This is a genomic window from Bacteroidota bacterium, from assembly GCA_038746285.1.
Taxonomy (GTDB): domain Bacteria; phylum Bacteroidota; class Rhodothermia; order Rhodothermales; family JANQRZ01; genus JANQRZ01.
In genome coordinates, this window is the sequence record JBCDKT010000004.1 from 113,860 (window position 1) to 133,487 (window position 19,628).

Annotated in this window: 17 protein-coding genes; 4 read left to right on the forward strand and 13 right to left on the reverse strand. The window is 68.4% G+C overall.

The annotated features are described in order from the left end of the window. Positions 1-141: 141 nt before the first annotated feature. The 3 genes from AAGI91_02700 (at position 142) to AAGI91_02710 (ending at position 3,860) form a co-directional block, all read left to right on the forward strand. Entirely contained in the window at positions 142-552 is a 411-nt protein-coding gene (locus AAGI91_02700; protein ID MEM1041516.1) for a hypothetical protein, read from the forward strand. Positions 553-681: 129 nt separating this feature from the next. After that, the gene (locus AAGI91_02705) at positions 682-3,495 is read left to right on the forward strand and encodes a glycoside hydrolase family 3 N-terminal domain-containing protein (GenBank protein MEM1041517.1); all 2,814 of its coding nucleotides are present in this window, start codon (positions 682-684) and stop codon (positions 3,493-3,495) included. 62 nt (positions 3,496-3,557) lie between these two features. After that, complete coding sequence (locus AAGI91_02710) at positions 3,558-3,860, forward strand: zinc ribbon domain-containing protein (GenBank protein MEM1041518.1); 303 nt, start codon at positions 3,558-3,560, stop codon at positions 3,858-3,860. Between the two features lie 19 nt (positions 3,861-3,879). On the opposite strand, the gene AAGI91_02715 is transcribed toward AAGI91_02710, so the two are convergent. The 13 genes from AAGI91_02715 to AAGI91_02775 all read right to left on the reverse strand — a co-directional run bounded on the left by AAGI91_02715 (position 3,880) and on the right by AAGI91_02775 (position 17,987). Next, on the reverse strand, positions 3,880-5,235 hold the full coding sequence (locus AAGI91_02715) for a GWxTD domain-containing protein (protein ID MEM1041519.1): 1,356 nt from the start codon (positions 5,233-5,235) through the stop codon (positions 3,880-3,882). A 136-nt stretch (positions 5,236-5,371) separates the two neighbouring features. Then, positions 5,372-6,118, reverse strand: a complete 747-nt coding sequence (gene tpiA, locus AAGI91_02720) for a triose-phosphate isomerase (protein ID MEM1041520.1) — start codon at positions 6,116-6,118, stop codon at positions 5,372-5,374. Between the two features lie 157 nt (positions 6,119-6,275). Next, positions 6,276-6,755: a thioredoxin-dependent thiol peroxidase gene (gene bcp, locus AAGI91_02725; protein ID MEM1041521.1), complete on the reverse strand. Its 480-nt coding sequence runs from the start codon at positions 6,753-6,755 to the stop codon at positions 6,276-6,278. Then, positions 6,752-7,573, reverse strand: a complete 822-nt coding sequence (locus AAGI91_02730; protein ID MEM1041522.1) for a DUF547 domain-containing protein — start codon at positions 7,571-7,573, stop codon at positions 6,752-6,754. The genes bcp and AAGI91_02730 overlap by 4 nt, the downstream gene beginning before the upstream one ends. Positions 7,574-7,652: 79 nt before the next feature. After that, positions 7,653-8,474, reverse strand: coding sequence for a 5'/3'-nucleotidase SurE (gene surE, locus AAGI91_02735; GenBank protein MEM1041523.1), 822 nt, complete (start codon positions 8,472-8,474; stop codon positions 7,653-7,655). Between the two features lie 100 nt (positions 8,475-8,574). Then, positions 8,575-9,414 (reverse strand): 3-methyl-2-oxobutanoate hydroxymethyltransferase, encoded by an 840-nt coding sequence (gene panB / locus AAGI91_02740; GenBank protein MEM1041524.1) that lies wholly within the window; start codon positions 9,412-9,414, stop codon positions 8,575-8,577. 153 nt (positions 9,415-9,567) lie between these two features. Continuing rightward, complete coding sequence (locus AAGI91_02745) at positions 9,568-10,140, reverse strand: OmpH family outer membrane protein (protein ID MEM1041525.1); 573 nt, start codon at positions 10,138-10,140, stop codon at positions 9,568-9,570. 45 nt (positions 10,141-10,185) lie between these two features. Next, positions 10,186-10,722, reverse strand: coding sequence for an OmpH family outer membrane protein (locus AAGI91_02750; protein ID MEM1041526.1), 537 nt, complete (start codon positions 10,720-10,722; stop codon positions 10,186-10,188). Between the two features lie 92 nt (positions 10,723-10,814). Further along, a complete protein-coding gene (bamA, locus tag AAGI91_02755) occupies positions 10,815-13,364 on the reverse strand; it encodes an outer membrane protein assembly factor BamA (GenBank protein ID MEM1041527.1) in 2,550 nt (849 codons plus the stop codon). 53 nt (positions 13,365-13,417) lie between these two features. Next, positions 13,418-14,227, reverse strand: a complete 810-nt coding sequence (locus AAGI91_02760) for an isoprenyl transferase (GenBank protein MEM1041528.1) — start codon at positions 14,225-14,227, stop codon at positions 13,418-13,420. A 579-nt stretch (positions 14,228-14,806) separates the two neighbouring features. Further along, on the reverse strand, positions 14,807-15,907 hold the full coding sequence (locus AAGI91_02765) for a VWA domain-containing protein (GenBank protein ID MEM1041529.1): 1,101 nt from the start codon (positions 15,905-15,907) through the stop codon (positions 14,807-14,809). 73 nt (positions 15,908-15,980) lie between these two features. After that, positions 15,981-17,150: a tetratricopeptide repeat protein gene (locus AAGI91_02770; protein ID MEM1041530.1), complete on the reverse strand. Its 1,170-nt coding sequence runs from the start codon at positions 17,148-17,150 to the stop codon at positions 15,981-15,983. A gap of 174 nt (positions 17,151-17,324) precedes the next feature. Beyond that, entirely contained in the window at positions 17,325-17,987 is a 663-nt protein-coding gene (locus tag AAGI91_02775; protein MEM1041531.1) for a hypothetical protein, read from the reverse strand. A 274-nt stretch (positions 17,988-18,261) separates the two neighbouring features. On the opposite strand from AAGI91_02775, the gene AAGI91_02780 reads away from it, so the two are divergent. Further along, the gene (locus AAGI91_02780) at positions 18,262-19,464 is read left to right on the forward strand and encodes a carboxypeptidase-like regulatory domain-containing protein (GenBank protein MEM1041532.1); all 1,203 of its coding nucleotides are present in this window, start codon (positions 18,262-18,264) and stop codon (positions 19,462-19,464) included. Positions 19,465-19,628 lie beyond the last annotated feature (164 nt).

Below are 19,628 nucleotides of genomic sequence, written 5' to 3' on the forward strand. Positions count from 1 at the left end.
GAAGAGCGAAAGACTCGGAGGAGGGTAGGTCTATCGCCGAGCCGCGCTTCCGTCGGCTCTCATGTCCACCTCCGTTTGCTTTATTGCACCGGTTCCGCTATCCTGTCCGCACCACGTCCTCACATCCGCGAAGGTTCTGTCATGCTCGTACGCTACCTCCCCCTGCTTCTGCTCGCCCTCATGCTCTGCGTCACCGGTTGCCGCGAGAGCCTCGTCGACGTGCCCCCCGACAGCGCCGAGGAGACACCGCCGACCGATCCCGAGGAGCAGGAAGCGAACGTGCGCGGCATCTACGTCAAGGGGGAATACAGCCTCAGCGTCGGCGACACGAGGTCCTACCGGGCCGAATCCTTGCCAGAGGCCGTGCGCTACGAGTGGACCCTACGAGGCGAGAGCACCGGCACTATCGTAGGGACTCCGACGGACGTGCTTGAACGCCTCTATGACCTCACAGGAGCCGACCCCGGCACAGCCTACCTCCGCGTCGCCGCCCTCGACGCGCAGAACCGAGAGATCGGCCTCGGTCAGATCGTGATCCAGATCGTTCCCTGACGGGCTCGGATCCTTTGCACCGGGCCGCTGCCGTCGAACGGTGGCGGCCCGTTTTGTCAGGCGGCGCACCCACCGGTATGGGTAGCTTCCGCCATGCGCCTCGCCTGCCTGCTTCTCCTCCTGTTGCTCATGCCTCGCCCTGGGGCAGCCCAGGCGGACCTCTGGCCTGGCACCGGCGTGTGGGCGCAGGCCGTGCTCGACACCCTTTCGCTCGAAGCCAAAGTCTCGCAGTTGTTCGTCACCGACGCGCGGGGTACGGCCGAGGGCACATCGCCCCAGGAGATGGAGCGGCTGCTCGACCGGGTAGGCTCCTTCGGAGCAGGCGGCGTGCTGTTCTTTTCGGGCGATGCCGAGCGGCAGGCAGCGCTCACAAGGACGCTTCAGGACGCTGCGACGCTCCCACTGCTCGTCGCGCAGGACATGGAGAACGGTGTCGGGATGCGGGTCGAAGGGACGACGGCGTTTCCGCCGATGATGGCGCTCGGCGCGACGGGCGACCCGGAGCTTGCCTACGCGCTCGGGGAGCACATCGCTGCCGAGGCACGAGCGCTCGGCGTCCACGTCAACTTCGCCCCCGTCGCCGACGTCAACAACAACCCGCTCAACCCGATCATCAACACCCGCTCGTTCGGCGAAGACCCGCAGGCTGTGTCTGAGTTCGCCGTAGCTGCCTTCCGAGGGATGCAGGACGCCGGGCTCATCGCCACCGCCAAGCACTTCCCCGGCCACGGCGACACCGACACCGACTCGCACCACGCCCTCCCGCTCCTCGACTTCCCCCGCGCCCGGCTCGACACGACCGAGCTCGTCCCCTTCCGCGCCGCTATCGATGCCGGCGTGCGGATGGTCATGACGGCCCACCTCGCCATCCCGACGCTCGAGCCGGACCCGACGCTCCCCGCCACCCTCTCGCCGCGCGTCATCACGGACCTCCTGCGCGGCGAGCTTGGCTTCGAGGGCCTCGTCGTCACCGACGGTCTCGACATGGGCGGGATCACCGACGGATTCGGCATCGGCGAGTCGGCCGTACGCGCCCTCGAAGCAGGCGTGGACCTGCTGCTGCTGACGCGGGATGAGTACGTGGCACGGGCGGCCGTGATGGAAGCGCTCCGCGACGGTCGCATTCCGGAGCACCGAATCGACGCGTCCGTGCTCCGCGTGCTCCGAGCCAAAGAGGCGCTAGGATTGACCAATAGTCCGCAAACTCCTGATACGCCGATAAATGTCCTTTTAGAGCCGGGAGATGCACTTGCAAAGGCTATTGCACGTCGTTCTGTCACCGTGCTCCGCAATGATCGCACCCTGCTCCCGTTCCGCGAGGGGACGTGCCTACTGGTCCTTTCGATGGAAAGCTGGAACGCACCTCAGGGCCAGCCCTTCGTGAATCGCCTGCGGAGGCTTGCTGGAGCGGAGCACGTTGCACACCGCGTGCTCCGGCGTGATGCGGCTCAGGCCGAAGCCGATCGTCTCTTCGGACTCGCTGAGCGTCACGACGTGATCGTGGTTCCCGTCTATCAGAGCGTGCGAAGCTGGAGCCGGCGTGGGTTGCCCGACGTGCAGCGCGACCTCGTGAACCGGCTCGCCGCCTTCGGCAAGGCCGTCGTGCTCGTCGCGTTCGGGAACCCCTACCTCCCGCTCGATCTCGACCGGACCCAGGCCGAGGTCGTGGTCTACGATGCCCACGAGCGCACGCAGCGCGCCGTGGCCGACGCGCTCATGGGGCACAGCCGGACGAGCGGTCGCCTCCCCGTCTCGGTCCCCGGCGTCTACCGGCGCGGAGACGGGCTCACCCAGACCGCAGCCGTTCCGTCGGTTGACTCCGTCGCGCTCCGGCAGATCGACGCCGTGGTCCGGGAGGCCATCGGCGAGCGGGTGTTTCCGGGTGCCGTCGTCGGGGTCGGGGTCGGGGACCGGGTGGTGAAGATGCAGGGCTACGGGCGAGCGACGTACGACCGCGACGCAGCGCCGGTCACGCCCGCGTCGGTCTTCGACCTCGCCTCGCTGACGAAGGCCGTCGGGACGACACTCGCGGCGATGAAGCTCTACGACGAAGGGCGGCTCGACCTTGACGCGCCTGCCGCGCGCTACGTCCCGGCGTTCGGGCAGAATGGAAAAGACGGCGTGACGGTGCGCCAGCTCCTCTCGCATTCGGCCGGTCAGCGCGTCTTCCACCCGTTCCACACCGAGGGTTTTAGCGACCGAGAGGCTGTACTCGATTTCGTCTACGCCGACACGCTCCGCTACGCGCCGGGCACCGCTACGCGCTACAGCGACTTCGACATGATCGTCCTCGGCGCCGTCGTCGAGGCCATCACCGGGCAGCCGCTCGACGTCTACCTGCACGCGACGTTCTACGAACCGCTCGGCATGACCGACACCGGCTTCCGGTCCGTCGGCACCGTAGACCCTCAGGCGCTCCCGACGGAAGTTGACCGGACGTTCCGGGGGCGGGCGCTCCAGGGCGAGGTCCACGACGAGACCGCGTCGCTTCTTGGTGGCGTCGCGGGTCATGCCGGGCTGTTCTCGACGGCCCCCGACCTCGCCCGCCTCGCGCGCCTTCTCACGAACGGCGGCGAGGCCTATGGCCGGCGGTTCTTCTCCGCCGCGACCGTCGGCGCGTTCACGGCGCGCGCTCGGCCCGTCGGCGAGTTTCCGGCGGCGCTTGGGTGGGCTGCATGGCGGCCCCTGGCGGAGGGCTACTCGTCCGGTGGGACGCGCCTCGGCCCCCGCGCCTTCGGGCACACCGGTTTCACCGGCACCTCGCTCTGGATCGATCCTGACACGGGTCTGTGGGTCGTCCTGCTCACGAACCGGACGTGGCCGGAGCGCAGTGCGAGCCGGATCGGTGCCGTCCGCGCCCGCGTTGCGGATTTGGCAGTAGAGGCAGTGCACGGTGAGGCCGTAAACCGTGAGACGGTGAACAGAAATCTGCGGCCTCAGTAAGTTGCATGGCCTCGGCTCGCCTTCTCCCTCGTCATTCGACACTCGAACCCGTCGCTCCCCTCATGCCTACCTACGTCTACCGCCGCGAAGACGGCACCACGTTCGAAGTCTTCCAGCGCATCACCGACGACGCGCTCGAAACCGACCCCGAGACGGGGCAGGCCGTCGAGCGCGTGATCGGCGGCGGGGCCGGGCTGATCTTCAAAGGCTCCGGCTTCTACGAGACTGACTACGTCCGCAAGTCCGGCACCCCGGAGTCGAAGGGAGAGAAGAAGTCCGAATCGGCGTCTGAATCGAAGGCGGAGGGGTCGTCGGAGGCGAAGAGCGACACGAAGCCCGCGAGCAAGCCCGCGTCCGGTGACTGAGTAGTAGTCGCTTACCCTCTCACAGCGCGGTCCCCTCGCGCCACCGCTGGACGGCGCGGACCCACGGCCGCTCGTAGGCCGCCTGCCGCACGAGGACGTGGTGCCCGAACGGGTCGGCGCTCCCGCTGTAGTAGTCGGCGCGCTCGAAGGCGAAGGTGCTCGCGGGGTCCTCCGCGCCGTAGGCGTAGTACCACACCTCGCCTTCGAACGTCCGCTCTACGTACTCCGGCGCGCCGAAGACGACGTAGACCATCCCCCGGTCCGTCTTCCACCCCGGCTTGACCGACGTGAACAGCCGGTTGGCCTCCTCGACGCGCTCGTAGTAGGTCCGCAGCAGGTTCGCCGCCACGCGCCGGTCCGGGACGAGGGTACCCCAGAAGGCGTCGAAGCGGCGGCGGCGCTCCCGGGCATTCGTGCCCTCGCGTATGAACTCGGTCTCGCGGGGGTAGCCGATGTAGGCGAGCGCGTCGACGAGTTCGGCGAGCGTGGCGAGTTGGGGAAACCCCGGGCCTTTGACTGAGAGGATCCGCTGCTGCCTGGCGAGCGGGATCCCGCCGGTGCTCAGCCGAAGGTCGAGGCGGTAGACGCCGGGCCGCAGGTCCGGGAGATCGAGCGAGACGGTTTGCTCGGCGGCTTCGTCGAGGCGCTGCTGCGCGACGCGGACGGTGTCGGCGTCGCCGGCGTCGAGGCCGCGGAAGGCGAGGGACCCGCGCGAGGGCGAGAGCCAGAACGGCGGGACGGCCACCGACGTGTCGGCGCGGAGCCGGAGGATGTGGAGCGAGAGCGTGGCACCGGGCGGTGCATCGTAGGCCGCGACCTCGACCGAGAGCGAGTCCCGCCGCGCCGGCAGGTGCAGCGCGACGACCGGCTCCACCGGTCCACCGGGCCTGAGCCGCGCCCGAACGAGGGGCCGCCCCAGCATCGCCGCGCCGGTCGGCGTAGGAACCTCGACGCGCTGCTGCCGGACGGCCCGTTCGCCGCTCTCCAGGTCTTCCAGCGCCGCCTCGATCACGTAGACGCCCGGCGCGAGCGGCACCCACTCCTGCCGCCCGATCCGGTCCGGCGCGCGCGTCGCCTCGGGCGCGTCGACCGCCACCGTGTCGGTGCGAGTGGAGAAAGACTCGGTCGCCCGGCCCTGCTCGTCCTTGACGCGCAGCGAGACGTCGTACCGCGCCGCGTAGCCCTCGTCGGTTCGGGTGAAGACGAGCGTAGCCTGCGGGATGCTGGTGTAGGCCGTGATCCCCGGCTCCCCGTCGCGGACGGCGGGGATCGCCTCCAGGTCGAGGCTCGGCAGGCCGGGTTCGTAGGTCGACGTACGCCCCGCGTCGGGCGCGTCGAGCGGCGAGGGGCCAGAGCAGGCGGCGAGGGCGAGCACGACGAGCAGGAACAGACTGAGCCCTTGCAGCCTCCGGGTGAGGGAGGATAGAGGGTAGAGGATGGAGGATAGGTGTGATGGGGTTCGAAACTCTGCCATCTTCTATCCTCTCTTCTCCATCTTCCGTTTCCTAGCTCTAGACCTTACTCGCTGCTTCAACGATTTGAGCAAAGCTCTCGGCGTCGAGGCTGGCACCACCGATGAGGCCGCCGTCGATGTCGGGCTGCGCGAAGAGGTCGGCGGCGTTGCCGGGCTTGACGCTGCCGCCGTAGAGGATCTCCACCTCGCGGGGCGCACCGAGGCCGTCGAGGCGGTCGCGGATGAAGCGGTGCATCGCCTGCGCCTGCTCGGGCGAGGCCGTCTCGCCGGTGCCAATCGCCCAGACCGGCTCGTAGGCCACGACAAGCTGCGCGGCATCGCTCAGCTCTACCCCGTCCAGCGCCGCATCGACCTGCCGCCCGACGACGGCTTCCTCGTCGCCTGCCTTGCGCTCGCCGAGCGTCTCGCCGACGCACACAATCGGGACGACGCCGTGGGCAAGCGCGGCTTTCGTCTTGCGGTTGACGCCCGCGTCGGTCTCGCCGAAGAGCTGCCGCCGCTCAGAGTGGCCGAGGATCACGTAGTGGCAGCCGACGGCGTTCAGCATCGGGGCTGAGACCTCGCCGGTGTACGCCCCGCTGTCGGCCTCGTGCATCGTCTGCGCCCCGAGCCGAACGGGCGTACCCCGGACCACGTCACCGACGGCAGCCAGCGAAACCGGCGGCGGGCACACGGCGACCGCTACACGGTCGGCATGGCTGCGGACGCGGCGGGCCACGTCGCGCGCGAGGTCGACGCCGCCCTCGGGCGTGGTGTTCATCTTCCAGTTTCCGGCGACGAGCATGGGGGGGTGGAGTTGGTCGAGCGGGAACGACGGAGAGAAAAGGAGCAGGCGCGCCGCCAGAGGATGGAGGATAGAAGATAGAGGATGGCGGGCCACTACGGCACGCGGTCTCTATCCTCCATCTTCTCTCTTCGATCCTCTCGTTCTGCGTGCCGTCTCAGGACGCGAGCGCGTCCCTCTTCTCCAGCACTTCTTCGGCGTGCTGGCCCGTCTTGGGACGCTTGAAGACGTGCCGGACCGTGCCCTCGGGGTCGATCAGAAAGCTCGTGCGCTTCGTGCCGACCAGCTTCTTGCCGTAGAAATTCTTCTCGCCCCACGCGCCGTACGCGCTCAGGATCGCGTGCTCGGGGTCGGCGATGAGCGGAAAGGGCAGCTCGTACTTCGCGGCGAAGCGCTCGTGCGAAGCTGCATCGTCGGCCGAGACGCCGACGACGGCGACGCCCTCGTCTTCGAGCATGCCGAAGTGGTCGCGGAGGTTGCAGGCCTGCTTGGTGCAGCCGGGCGTGCCGTCCTTGGGGTAGAAATAGAGCAGCAGCCACCGGCCGCTGAAGTCGCCGAGCGAGAGCGTGTCGCCAGTCGCGGTCGGGCCGGAGAAGGCGGGGGCCGGGTCGCCGGCCGAGGGCATCGTATTCGTCATGAGGGATCGGGGGTAGCGGTGTCGTTGAGGGACCAGTCGTAGGGGAGGTAGTTCACGTCGTAGCCGCCTGCTTCCAGCGTCTCGCGGACGGCCCCGTCGAAGTACGGCGCGAGGAAGGCTTGCAGCCCGGTGGGGCCCTCGCCGAAGTCGCCGCTGAACCAGTCGAAGATTTTGGAGAGCGCGATGGTCTCGTCGCCGGCCGGCACGCGGTTCTTGTCGGGGTTAGCGAGGAAGCGCCGGGCCTGGTCGTCGAGTTGGGCGTCGAGGAGGTCGCCGGCGTAGGCTTCGGCGCGGAGCGGGGGGCAGCTCACGGCGGCGCAGACGAGCGCGAAGTGGATGCGGGGCTCGCCGAACTCGGGGCGGATGATCCCGTGCTCCACCTTGTCGAGCGTCCTCGTCTCCCCGCCGACCACAACGAACTCGACCTTGAACGGCGTGTTGACGAGCGGGACGAACGCCCCCTCCACCACGTCCCGGATGCTGCCGACGGGGTAGTTGTCGGCGATGAGCTTGAGGGTGCAGGCGTTGTAGACGTTGAGCCAAAACGCGAGCCGGTCGGCGTCGGCGAGGTTCGACGGGTCGGTGGCGGCCAGGTCCGCCAGGTAGGCGTCGAGCGGTGCCGGGTCGGCGGTGAGGGCGGCGTAGTCGACGAGCCCGCGCTCGTCTACGACCTCGGCGAGCACCGCAGTAAACGCGCTGTGGTCGAACGTCTCTGGGGCCGTGACCGGCTCCCCAGGCTCGACCCTCTGGACCGGAGACTCGGAGAGACACCCGGCGAGGACTGGGACGCACAGCAGGGCGGGGACGAAGCGCAGCATGAGGGGCTCGGTGGCGGACGGCGGCTCCAACGCCGCACTGTTGGGCAGGGTCCTGTTGGGCAGGGTCCGCTTGCGCCGGCTACACTTCGGCTGCGCGGTCTGCCCACGCGCCGAGGCGCTCGATCTCGTCGTAGGCCGTGAGGTCGTAGTGCAGCGGCGTGACGGAGACGTACCCGGCATCGACGGCGGCGAGGTCGGTGTCGCGGCCGTCGTCGAGGTTGACGAACTGGCCGCCGAGCCAGTAGTAGGGCCGGTCGAAGGGGTCGCGGCGCTCGTGGAACTCCTCCTCCCACCGCGCCCGCGCCTGGCGCGTGATCTCCATCCCCCGGACTACGCCGACGTCGCCTGCCGGGACGTTGACGTTGAGGAGGGTGCCCGGCTTCAGCCCGTCGCTGAGCACGCGCTCGGCGAGGAGACGGGCGTAGCGGCCCGCCGCCTCGAAGTCGGCCTCGGGGTCCCACGAGCAGAGCGACATGGCGACCGCCGGGACGCCGAGGATAGCCGCTTCGGTGGCGGCGCTGACGGTGCCGGAGTAGAGCACGTTGACGGCCGTGTTCGGGCCATGGTTGATCCCGCTCACGACGAGGTCGGGGAAGCGGGGCAGGAGCTTCTGGCAGGCGAGCTTGACGCAGTCGGCGGGCGTGCCGGTGACGGCGCGCGCCCACACCTCGCGCGCGCCGAGCGCGAACGGCCACGGGTGCGCCCGCACCGGGTCGCGCACGGTGATCGCGTGCCCGACCGCGCTCTGCTCCGTCGCCGGCGCGGCGACGGCGAGCGTGCCGAGCCCGTCGAGCGCCGCGGCGAGCGCCGCGAGGCCGTTGGCGTCGACCCCGTCGTCGTTCGAGAGGAGGATGAGCGGCCGGTCCGGCGACGCGTCGAGCGGAACGTTGGGACGAGGCATTGTTGCGTATAGGAGTGTGGGGGGATGAGAGTATGGGAGGACGTCGGATCGAAGCGCGGCGCTCCCCCACACGCCCGCACTCCCAAACACCCATACCCAATCAGTAGCTTTCGTCGAGGTCGGGGAAGACGCCGGCGCGGACGTCCTCGATGTAGTGCTCGACCGCGCCGTGCATGGTGTCGGCGAGGTCGGCGTAGCGGCGGACGAAGCGGGGGCTGAAGTCCTTCGTCAGCCCGAGGAGGTCGTGGGTGACGAGGACCTGGCCGCTCGTCGCCGGCCCGGCCCCGATGCCGATCGTCGGGATCGAGACGGACTCGGTGACCTCGGCGGCGAGGGCAGCGGGGATCTTTTCGAGCACGATGCCGAAGCAGCCAGCCCGCTCCAGGAGGACGGCGTCGCGGCGGATTTGGTCGGCTTCTTCCTCCTCGCGGGCGCGGACGCGGTAGGTGCCAAACTTGTAGATGCTCTGCGGGGTCAGCCCGAGGTGGCCCATCACGGGGATGCCAGCCGAGAGGATGCGCTCGATGGCCCCGATGGCGACCGCCCCGCCCTCGAGCTTGACGGCGTGCGCGCCGGTCTCCTTCATCACCCGAACGGCCGAGGCGAGCGCCCGCTTCGTGTTGCCCTGGTACGTCCCGAACGGCAGGTCCACGACGATGAGCGCTCGCTGCACGCCGGGGACGACGCACTGCGCGTGGTAGATCATGTGCTCCAGCGTGATCGGCAGCGTGGTCTCGTTGCCCGCCATCACGTTCGAGGCCGAGTCGCCGACGAGGAGGACGTCCACGCCCGCCCCGTCGAGGATGCGGGCCGAGGTGTAGTCGTAGGCCGTCAGCATGGCGATCTTCGTCCCGGCGCGGCGCATCTCCTGGAGCGTCTGCGTGGTGACGCGCTTCGTGCGGTCTTCGAGCGTGGTGACGGAGGCGAGTTGCGTACTCATAGGGTGGGAGTTAGAGGTCGAGGGTCAGGAGTGCTCCGGCAGCAGGCAGGCAAGGTAACCAAGATCCGCGTTATCGCTATCCATCACCGTCCACCGAAAAAGCCCCCGCCGCCCGGAGGCAGCAGGGGCTTCGGCGAAACGTAGCCGGTCCGGTCAGCCGCCGGCACCGGTCGGGCTCTGGGTGATGCTGATGCCGAGCTTGCTCATCACCTCGGTCGTGATGTCGACGGTGTTGTCCTCATCGGCGAAGAGGATCACGGGCTCGGTCGAGACGCGCGTCGAGAGCACGAGCGTGAGGCCCCGGGCCGCCGCGACCTCGTCGATGGCCCCCTGGAGTTCGTTGAAGAGGGGCTGGAGGAGTTCGTTCTGGCGCCGGTCGAGCGCCTGGAGGCGGTTCTGCTGCTCGGTCTGGAGGTCCGTCTGGAGCTGGACGATCTCCTCCTCGCGCGTCTGGCGCGCCTCGGCCGAGAGCACCCCGCTCTGGTTCTGGTAGTCGGCGAACTTCTCCTGGATGGTCTGCTCCATCGTGGCGAGCTCCTGCTGGTCCTGCTGGGCCTGGGTCTGGAGCTGGGTCTGGACCTCGCGGTACTGCGGCATCTGCACGATGATCAGCTCGTAGTCGGTAAAGCCGATCCGGGCGCTGGTCTGCGCCTGCGCGGGCGCGAAGCCGGCGGCGAGGAACGCAGCGCTCGCGGTGAGGAGGAGAAGACGGTTGAGGTAGGTCATGGGTTGGGTCGCTGGTGGTCAGAGTTGGAGCGGGCGGGGCCGCGTCTAGCGCCCGCCCTGGGCTTGCGTAGTTTCGATGCCAAGCTCGTCCAGGACGAGATCCGAGATGTCGAGGTCGACGTTGGCGTAGAGGAAGAGGAAGTCGCCGCTCTTGTCGAAGACGAAGTCGTACTCCTCGTCCTGGGCGACGCGGTCGATGGCTTCGAGGACGCGCTCCTGGATGGGGCGCATCTGGCGCTGCTGCTCGCGGAAGAGTTCGCCCTCCGGCCCGAAGCGCTGAATCCGCCGGGACTCCAGCTCCTGCTCTTTGGCCGCGATCTCCTGGCGCTTGCGCTCGCGCTCGTCGTCGGTGAAGAGCAGCTCCCGGGCCTCGTAGTCCCGCGCGAGCTCGTCCACCTCGCGCTGCAACTGGTCGAGCTCGCCCTGCCACTGCTGGGCGAGGCGGTCGAGGTTGGACTGCGCCGTGCGGTACTCGGTGATCTGGTCGAGCAGGAACTCGGAGTCGACGTACGCGATGCGCTGCTGGGCCACGGCCGGAACCGCCACGGCGAGCGCGAGGAGCAGGAGAGGGATGCGTCGCATCGGTTGCTGAGTTTCTGGTTTCTGGTTCCTAGTTGGCTGTCCCCGACTGTTCTCGACAAACCAGAAACTAAAAACCAGAAACCAAAGACGGCCTACTGCCCGCCGAGCGAGAACTGGAAGCGCCACTGCGGCCCGATCTCGAGGGGCGCGTTGCCGCGGATGTCCGTGAACGAGTCGATCTGGTAGCCGTAGTTGAGGTCGATCAGCCCGAGGAACGGGAGGAACAGCTTGGCCCCGAAGCCGGCCGAGCGGAAGAGCTTCGTCGGGTTGTAGTCGTCGAAGCTGTTCCAGGTGTTGGCGGCGTCGACGAAGAGGTACGGGGCGGCCGTGAACTGCGGCGTCTGGATCGCCACGACGCGGGCCTCCATCGAGTACTTGTTCAGGATCCGCCCGCCGACGCGGCGGCCGTTCTGCACCGGCGTGATGGCGAGCGTCGGGTAGCCGCGCATGAAGACGATGTCCTTGCCGTAGCCCTGGAACGTGCTCTGGGCCTCCAGCGGCGAGCCGCCGACGAGGAAGCGCTGGAACTCCACGTCGCCGCCGGTGAGCGAGCCGATGTAGGCGTAGTCGGCCGAGAAGTCGAGCGCGAGGCGGCCGGCGATGGGGGTCACCCAGCGCGTCGAAAACTTCTCTTTGTGGTACTGGATGAAGCCTGGGATCGGGAGGGCCACCTCGGCCGAGAGCAGCAGGCTCGACCCGGCAGTCGGGAATTGCGGCGCGTCGAAGGAGTTGCGCGTCAGGCTCTGGCGGACCGTCAGCTCCTGGCTCGTGCCCTGGGGCAGGCCGTAGCTGCGGCTGAGCGACTCGCCGGTGAGGTCGTAGAGCCGGTAGCCGAGGTTCGTCCCGCTCTGGAAGAAGTCGTCCGGCCACGTCAGCGCCTGGCGGTAGAACAGCCCCGCGTTGAAGGTCGAGAACTTCTGCGAGACCGTGCTGATCTCCGACTCGTCGAGGCCGATGAGGCGCGAGTTGTTCGAGAAGTCGCGGAAGGTGTAGGAGAGCGAGCCGCCGATGGGCGTGTTGCGCCCCCGGAACCAGGGCTCGGTGAAGGTCGCCGAGTAGCTCTGGTAGCGCAGGCCCGAGGTCTGGACCGAGAGCGCGAGCTGCTGCCCGTCGCCCGAGGGCACGGGCCGCCATGCGCTGCCGTTGAAGACGTTCTGGATGGAGAAGTTGTTGAACGCGACGCGGGCCTGGAGGATGAGTCCGAAGCCGGAGCCGCCCCAGCCGCCGGAGAGCTCGAGCTGGTCGCCGCCGGTCTCGACGAGGTTGTAGGTGAGGTCCACCTTCTTGGTCTCCTCGTCGATCGAGACGCGCGGCCCCTCGGCGAGCTTCTGCTGGTCGAAGTAGCCGAGCTGGATCAGCTCGCGGATCGAGCGTTCGAGCGCCTGGCGGCTGTAGGTCTGGCCGGGGACCGTCCGCAGCTGGCGGCGGATGACGTGCTCCTTCGTCCGCGTGTTGCCGCGCACCGTGATCTCGCCGAACTCGTAGATGTCGCCCTCGTCGATGGTGAAGGTGATGTCGAGCGAGTCGCCCTCGACCTCGACGATCTGCGGCTGGACGTTGAAGCGGAGGTAGCCGCGGTCGGAGTAGAGCGAGGTGATGTCGGTGTGCTGCGGGTCGTAGAAGAGGCTCCGCTCGAGCTTAGAGCGGCTGTAAACCTCGCCGCGCTCGATGTTGAGGGCGAAGAGAAGCTGCTCGTCCGTGTACTCGGCGTTGCCGTCGAAGGCGAGGTTGCGGATGTGGTACTTCGGCCCCTCCTCCACCTGGATGTCGATCACGATCTCGGGGTCGTCGGGCTCAGACGTGTCGAGGTAGACGGAGTCCCGAAGGATGCGGGCGCTGTAGAAGCCGCGGTCGTTGTAGTAGGCGATGAGGTTCTGCTTGTCCTCCTCGAACCCAGGCTCGTCGAAGGTCGACGCGCCCCAGAAGCGCCACCACCGGTCTTCGGCGTTGTTGCCGAGCCGCTTGCGGAGCCGCTTCTCGTCGAAGGCCTCGTTGCCGGCGAAGTTGATGTCGCCGATCTCGACCTTGCGGCCCCGGCTGACGTCGAACGTCACGCGCGTGCTGCCCTCGGGCGTGGCCTGCTGCGTGGTCTCGACCGTGACGAGGCGGAAGCCTTTCTCGGCGAAGTAGTCGCGGATGATCTGCTCGCTGCGCTCGATGCCGGCCGGGCGGAGCGCCTGCCCGCGCAGCAGCGGCACCCGGTCCTTCAGTTCGTCGCGGTCGCCGCCCTTGACGCCCTCGAACTTGACCTCGCCCAGGCGCGGGACCTCCTCGACGCGGACGAGCAGGAACACCCCACCGCCGACGTAGCGCTCGGCGAGCACGTCCACGTCGGCGAAGTTGCCCAGTTGGTAGAGCTGGCGGATGGCGTCGGAGATCGCCTGGTCGCCGGGGATCGTGACGGACTGCCCGACGCGGAGGCCGCTCGAGGAGAGGACGAACTGGCGGGCGCTCTCGTCGCTGACCCCCTCCACCGATAGGCCGAGGATCTCGTACGACGCGGGGGCTCCGATGGGAGCGCCGCCGACCTGCGCCAGCGGCTGCCCCAGGCCCTGCGCACCGGCAGGCAGCGAGAGGATGAGAGCGCACCCGAGGACCAGGAGGCTGCGGCGCAGAACGAGGGACGGCAGGGTGGCAATCACGGAGGGCGGAGGTCTGTGGTTCGGGTCAGGCAACGAACGGCGGATTCGCGGTGTTATTGCTCCGGCACGAGGGCATCGCGGGGTGCCTCGGCCACGCGGCCGAAGCGGCGCTCCCGGTCCTGAAAGCTCTCGATGGCGGCGTAGAGGGCCTCGCGCCGGAAGTCGGGCCAGTAGCCGTCGGTGACGTAGAGTTCGGTGTAGGCGAGCTGCCAGAGAAGGAAGTTGGAGATGCGCATGTCGCCCCCGGTGCGGATCAGCAGGTCGGGGTCGGGGATGCCGGTCGTGTCCAGGTGCGAGGCGATGAGGCGTTCGTCGACCGCGTCGGGCGTGAGGCGGCCGGCGTGAACCTCCTCGGCGATCCGGCGGGCGGCGCGGGCGATCTCCCAGCGGCCGCTGTAGGAGAGGGCGAGGTTGAGCGTCATCCGCGTGTTGCCGCAGGTCAGCCCCTCGGCCTCGCGCATCTCGGCGGCGGCGCGGCGCGGCAGCCGGTCGAGCTCGCCGAGGGTGCGGACGCGGATGTTGTTCTCCTGGAGCCGCCCCACCTCGCGGCGGATCGTGCGCACCAGCAGTTCCATCAGCGCCGTCACCTCTTTGGGTGGGCGCTCCCAGTTCTCGGTCGAGAACGTGTAGAGCGTGAGGTGCCGCACCCCGATCTGCGCGCACGCCTCGGTGACGTCCCGCACCGACTCGACCCCTTCGCGGTGGCCGGCGACGCGGCTCTGCCCCCGGTGCTTCGCCCAGCGTCCGTTGCCGTCCATGATCGCGGCGATGTGGACGGGGATCTGACCGCGCCGCGCCAGGGCTCGCTGCCGGGCAGCGTCAGCGTCGGTCTGCGGTGTTTTGGTCAGGGAAACCGTGGGCACGGAGAAGGCAGTGCGTGGGCCGGGAGCAGCGTGTCAAGGTACACTGCCTGCCCCGACCTACCGCGTGAAAATAGGGTCGAAAGCTGGACCCGTGCAGCCTCGGCCCCTCTGCCGACCAGACATACAAAGGGCGGCAGGCCCCACCACCAAGCCTGCCGCCCGAGTAGCACCCCGATTATACGTGGTGGGCGCTACAGTGTATGTCGAAAACCAACGTGGGTCAGGTCATCCTCGCGAGCGCGTCTAGTGCGGTGCCTTGCGCTCTCCTGTACATACGGGAAAGGCCGCGTCATCGGGTCATCCAAGGGGAAAAACAGAATCCAAACGCTGCGCGCAGTGCCACAAGTACTTAATAATTCAGGACATAAACCTCCGCCAAAAGGGCGGCACGGATGAGAGCCTATCGGTGCAGATCGAATCCTATAATGCGCCCTTCTTCCGGTAAGTCAAGCAAAGGCTGACATTTTCCCCTTGCCGTATGCTCAGCGCCGCCTCCGCGCAGCGCCTGGGCGCCAGCAGTCTCAGCCCTGTCCAGGTTCCCGACAGGCCCCCGAGAAGCACCGAGAGTGCGCCGGGACCTCAGCGCGTGAATTTGCGCCGGTTGCGGACGTAGTCCTCGAAGATGAACCCGCCGAGGTCGTCTAGGCTCGCGTAGTAGGCCCGCCCCTGGTTGGTCTCGGTGAGCTGGCGGACGAAGTTCTGGAGGTACGGGTCGCGGGCGATCATGAAGGTCGTGATCGTGATGCCCTCGCGGCGGCAGATAGCGGCTTCGTCCAGCACTTTGTTGACAATCTTGCGGTCGAGACCGTAGGCGTTTTTGTAGAGCCGCCCGGCCTCGAAGTGGGCGCTCGGTTTGCCGTCGGTGATCATGAAGACCTGCTTGTTGCGGTTCTTCCGGCGGCGGAGGATCGTCCGCGCGCGCTCCAGTCCGGCGCGCGTGTTGGTGTGAAACGGCCCGACCTGGAGGTACGGCAGGTCCTTCACCTCCACCTCCCACGCCTCGTTCCCGAAGGCGACGATGTCGAGCGTGTCCTTGGGGTACTGCGTCATGATGAGCTCGGAGAGCGCCATCGCGGTCTTGCGCGCCGGCGTGATCCGGTCCTCGCCGTAGAGGATCATCGAGTGGCTGAGGTCGATCATCAGGACCGTCGCCACGGACGAGTGGTGGTCGGTCTCGAAGACCTGGAAGTCGTCCTCGGAGAGCGAGAAGTCGCCGAGGCCGGAGCGGCGGAAGGCGTTCGAGAGGGTGCCGGTGACGTCGAGCGCGTGGATGTCGTCGCCGAAGGTGAACGGGCGGGTCTCGGGGAGGCGCTCGTCGCCGGCCCCGGCGAAGGGCGTTTTGTGGTTGCCACGCCCGCTCTTGCGGAGGTGCGAGAAGATCTCTTCGAGCGAGCGCTGCCGCAGCCCGCGCTCCCCCTTCGCAGTGATCTGCACGACGCCCGTCTGCTGGTCGCGCTCGATCAGGCCCCGGTTCTTCAGCTCCTCGATGAAGTCCCCGATGCCCATCTCGTCATCGGTGAGGCCGTACTTGTTGTCGAGCTGGGTGAGCCAGCTCAGCGCCTCGTCGGCGTCGCCGCCAGTGTGGAAGAGGAGCTGCTGGAAGAGGTCGAGGAGGCGGTCGAAGGTGGGGCGGTCCTGGCCGTGGCGGCTCTCGTCCCACTCGGAGTAGCGGAAGAACATAGCGAGTTGCGAGTTGCGGATGACGAGCGGCGAATGAGGGACCTACCCGTCATTCGTCACTCGTCATTCGTCGTTAAGACCGTCCGTACGGGCGGTCGATGTAGCGGCGGGCGCGGTCGTGGGCACCGGAGAAGTCGTCGAGCCGGAGCACCTGCCGGTAGCGCTCGAGGGCCTGGTCGCGCTCGCCGCGGGCGTCGTGGCTCATGCCCTGGCGCAGCCGGCCGAGCGTCTCGAAAGCGCCGGACTGCGGGCGCGACGCGGCGACCTGTTCGAGCCGGTAGAACAGCGCGAGGGCCTGGCCGTGGTTGCCGCGCACCTGCTGGGTGCGGCCGAGGTAGTAGAGCGCCTGCTCGGCAATCGCGTCGTTGTAGCCGGTGTCGCCCTGGGCGTGGCGGCGCATCACCGCCTGGAAGATGCGCTCCGACTCGTTCCAGTCGCCGAAGCGGGAGCGGATGCGGCCCTCCATGGCGTGGAAGAAGGCGTTGTCCGGGTAGCGCTCGCGGAGCCACCCGATGAACTGCTGGGTCTTGGCGTAGTCGCGCTCGAAGATGTAGTAGATCTGGAGCAGGAAGTACGCGGCCTCGGCCTGGAGGTAGCTGCCCTCGCGGAACGTCCGGTGCAGCGCCGCCAGCCCGCGCGACTTGCTGCCCGACGGGAAGAACCCCATAAACGGCTTGCTCCACGAATAGCGCTCGGGGACGGCGGCGGCGTAGTAGTCGTAGATGCCGCGGCCGAAGAGGAAGTCGGCGTTGCCTTCGCTCTCGTCAGCCACGTCGAGGACGTAGTCCATCGCCCGTTTCCCGTCGAGGGCGGCCTTGAGCCAGCGGCGGCGGTTGCTCTGCAGCCGTCCCCGGAAGCCGAGCGCGGCCCCCTTGAAGAACTGCGCGTCGAGGTTGCCCGAGTCGCGGCGCAGGAGGTCGTCGGAGCGGTCGATGACCTCGTCCATCGCGCGGAAGAACGCGTCGTCGTGGCGCGTGTCGGAGAGGTCCATCAGGATCTGCCACCACGGGACGAGCGCCTGGAGAAACGGCGCGACGGGGTGCTCGGGGTGGCGGGTCGCGAGGCGGTCGAAGATGGCCCCGGCCTCGTCGAACTCCATGTTGTAGAGCAGGTCGAGTCCGCGCGTGGCCTCGGCCTTGAACACGGGGTTCTCGAGGACCGACGCCGGCTGCGCCTGGGCAGGCAGCGCCAGGGTGCCCAGCAAGAGGGCGAGCACGAGGCAGGGAGCGGAGCGAGAGAGCATCGGTCGGGGCATGGCGCGTGGTACAGCCGGGATTTTTACGCTGTTCCTCGGGGTCGGTTAACGTTCGACGGTGCCCGTTCGTACGAAGCGCCTGTTCGTACGGAGTGCCCACTCACGCAGGAAGCGCCGCGCTCACCCGAACACGACGCTTCCTGCTTCTCCCTTCCCCCTTCGTCAGTCCGGCAGGCCGTAGGCTTGCCTGACTGTGTTGTAGTCGGAGTAGTCGATGCCCCGGTTGAAGCCGCCGCCGGGAATCGTTACGAGACGGAAGGCGATGTTCTCGATACTTGCCAGCGTCGCGTCGGTGATGGCGAAGTCTTCCGCGCCGAGATCGTTGGAGGCGATCAGGTTGACGTAGAGCCGCTCTACGTCGTAGGTGTAGGTCGTGGTCAGGGTATAGTCCACGAAGAAGTCCTCCCCATCGGCGTCAACGCCAAGCGTGATCGGGAGCGCCGTCCAGCCGTTGCGGATCAGCCCGTCGATCCCGCCCGCGCCGGTCTGGTCCGAGGCGTAGAGCAGCACGACCCCGTCGTCCACCGCCGCCGGGGTGAGGATCGACGGCCGTCCCTCGTACTGCACCTCCAGGCCGCTGCCGCTCAGCGTGCGCGAGAAGAGGAAGTTGCCGCGGTCGTCCTCGTCGTTGAGCGTGAAGGTGGAGACGCGCACCTCGTTCTCGACGATCACGCCTGAGCCGCGCGGGTCGCGGTCGTCGTTGAAATCACACCCGGCGAGGACGAAGAGGAGCGCGAGCAGGCCGAAGCCGCGCAGCACGGCGTGGCGGGCGGCGCGCTGGCGCACCGGAGCCGGGCGGTCGAAGAGGCGGCGAGCGAGGGGCATCGAGGGCATCAGGGTCGAGGTTGGTTCGGTACAAGAGCCGCTCCCGTCGGGCCGGGAGTAACGCGGCACGCTACGCCCGTCTGCAAAGCCGGGTCCAAGCCTGCTAGTTCCAGCCACCGCGCTTTGCCTCGTCGCCAGGGCTGTTCGGATGACTATTTTAGTGGTCAGCCCGCGATCTCCCAGTCCGCCCGAAGTGCCCTGCGCGGCGCAGACTAGCCGTGCCGGTGCCGCCGTTTCCCTTTCGTCCACCCCGTCTTCCTGCCCCGCCCTGCCGATGCGACGCCTCGCGCTCCCCCTCGCCCTCTTCGCCCTCGCTCTCCCCACCCTCGCGCAGCCTACCTCGGCCACGCTCACGGGCACCGTCACCGGCGACGACGGGCAGCCGCTGCCGGGCGCGCACGTCTTCCTCGCCCAGACCCAGCGCGGGACGATCACGAACGCCGAGGGGCGCTACCGCCTCCCCGCCGTGCCGCTCGGCGCGCACCGCCTCGTGGCCTCGATCATCGGGTTCGAGACCGACGCCGAGGACCTCGTCCTCCGCGACGCCGGAGACACGAAGACCATCAACTTCCGGCTCCGCGAGTCGGAGTTCGAGCTCGGCGAGGTGACGGTCGAGTCGACCGAGGACGCGCGGTGGCAGGCGCGCTACGAGCGCTTCCAGCACCGCTTTCTCGGCGAGAGCTCGAACGCAGCGGAGACGGAGATTCTGAACCCGTACGTGCTCGACTTCGACGAGCGGATGGGGACGCTGACCGCGACGGCGCGCGAGCCACTGATTATCGAGAACCGGGCGCTCGGCTACCGCGTCCGCTACGACCTGACCGACTTCGAGGCGCGCTCGAACTCCAACTTCTTCAACGGCGAGCCGCTCTTCGAGGAGATGGAGCCCGCCGACGAGGTGCAGTTCGCGCGGTGGCAGGCAAACCGGCGCAAGGCGTACTTCGGCTCGCCGCGCCACCTGATCCGCTCGCTGATCGCCGACACGGCCGAGGAGCAGGACTTCACGCTCTACCTCCTCCCCGCCCGCGGCCCCGGCGGCCAGGGCGGCCTCGGTGGCTTCGGCAACCAGCAGCGGCCCGGCAACCGCTTCCCGACGACCGCCGGCGAGGTCCTGAAGCCGGCTAAGAACGACGAGTACAAGCTGACCTTCTTCGGCGTCCTCGAAGCGTCCTACCTGGCCGAGGGCGAGGCCGCCGAGTACCTCGGCAGCGAGTGGAACCCCGAGCAGCGCACCGCGCGGCCGGTCCAGACCTCGCAGCTCCGCTTCCCGATGGCCGAGGACACGGCCAAGCTCGACCGCTTCGGCGAGGAGCTAGACGCCCGCTCGATCGTGGTCTCGGGCTACATGGCCTTCGAGCGCTTCGCCGACGACCTCCCGCGCGAGTACGGCCTCGCCGAGAGCGGCATCCCCGGCGCCGCCGAAGCCGTCGAGGCCTCCCTGAGCGAAGCCGAGCGCGTCGTGCCGGACGTGGAGTGATCCTGGCAATCACCTTAACGCGGCTAATACCAGTTCTTCAGGATAGTGTCTCACCTATACGAGGTCGTCCCCGCGCAGGCGGGGACCCATGCACCCCCCTGTGTGAAGCGCCGCCGCCTGATGGATGCCCGCCTGCGCGGGCATGACATGAGAGTGAGGCAACA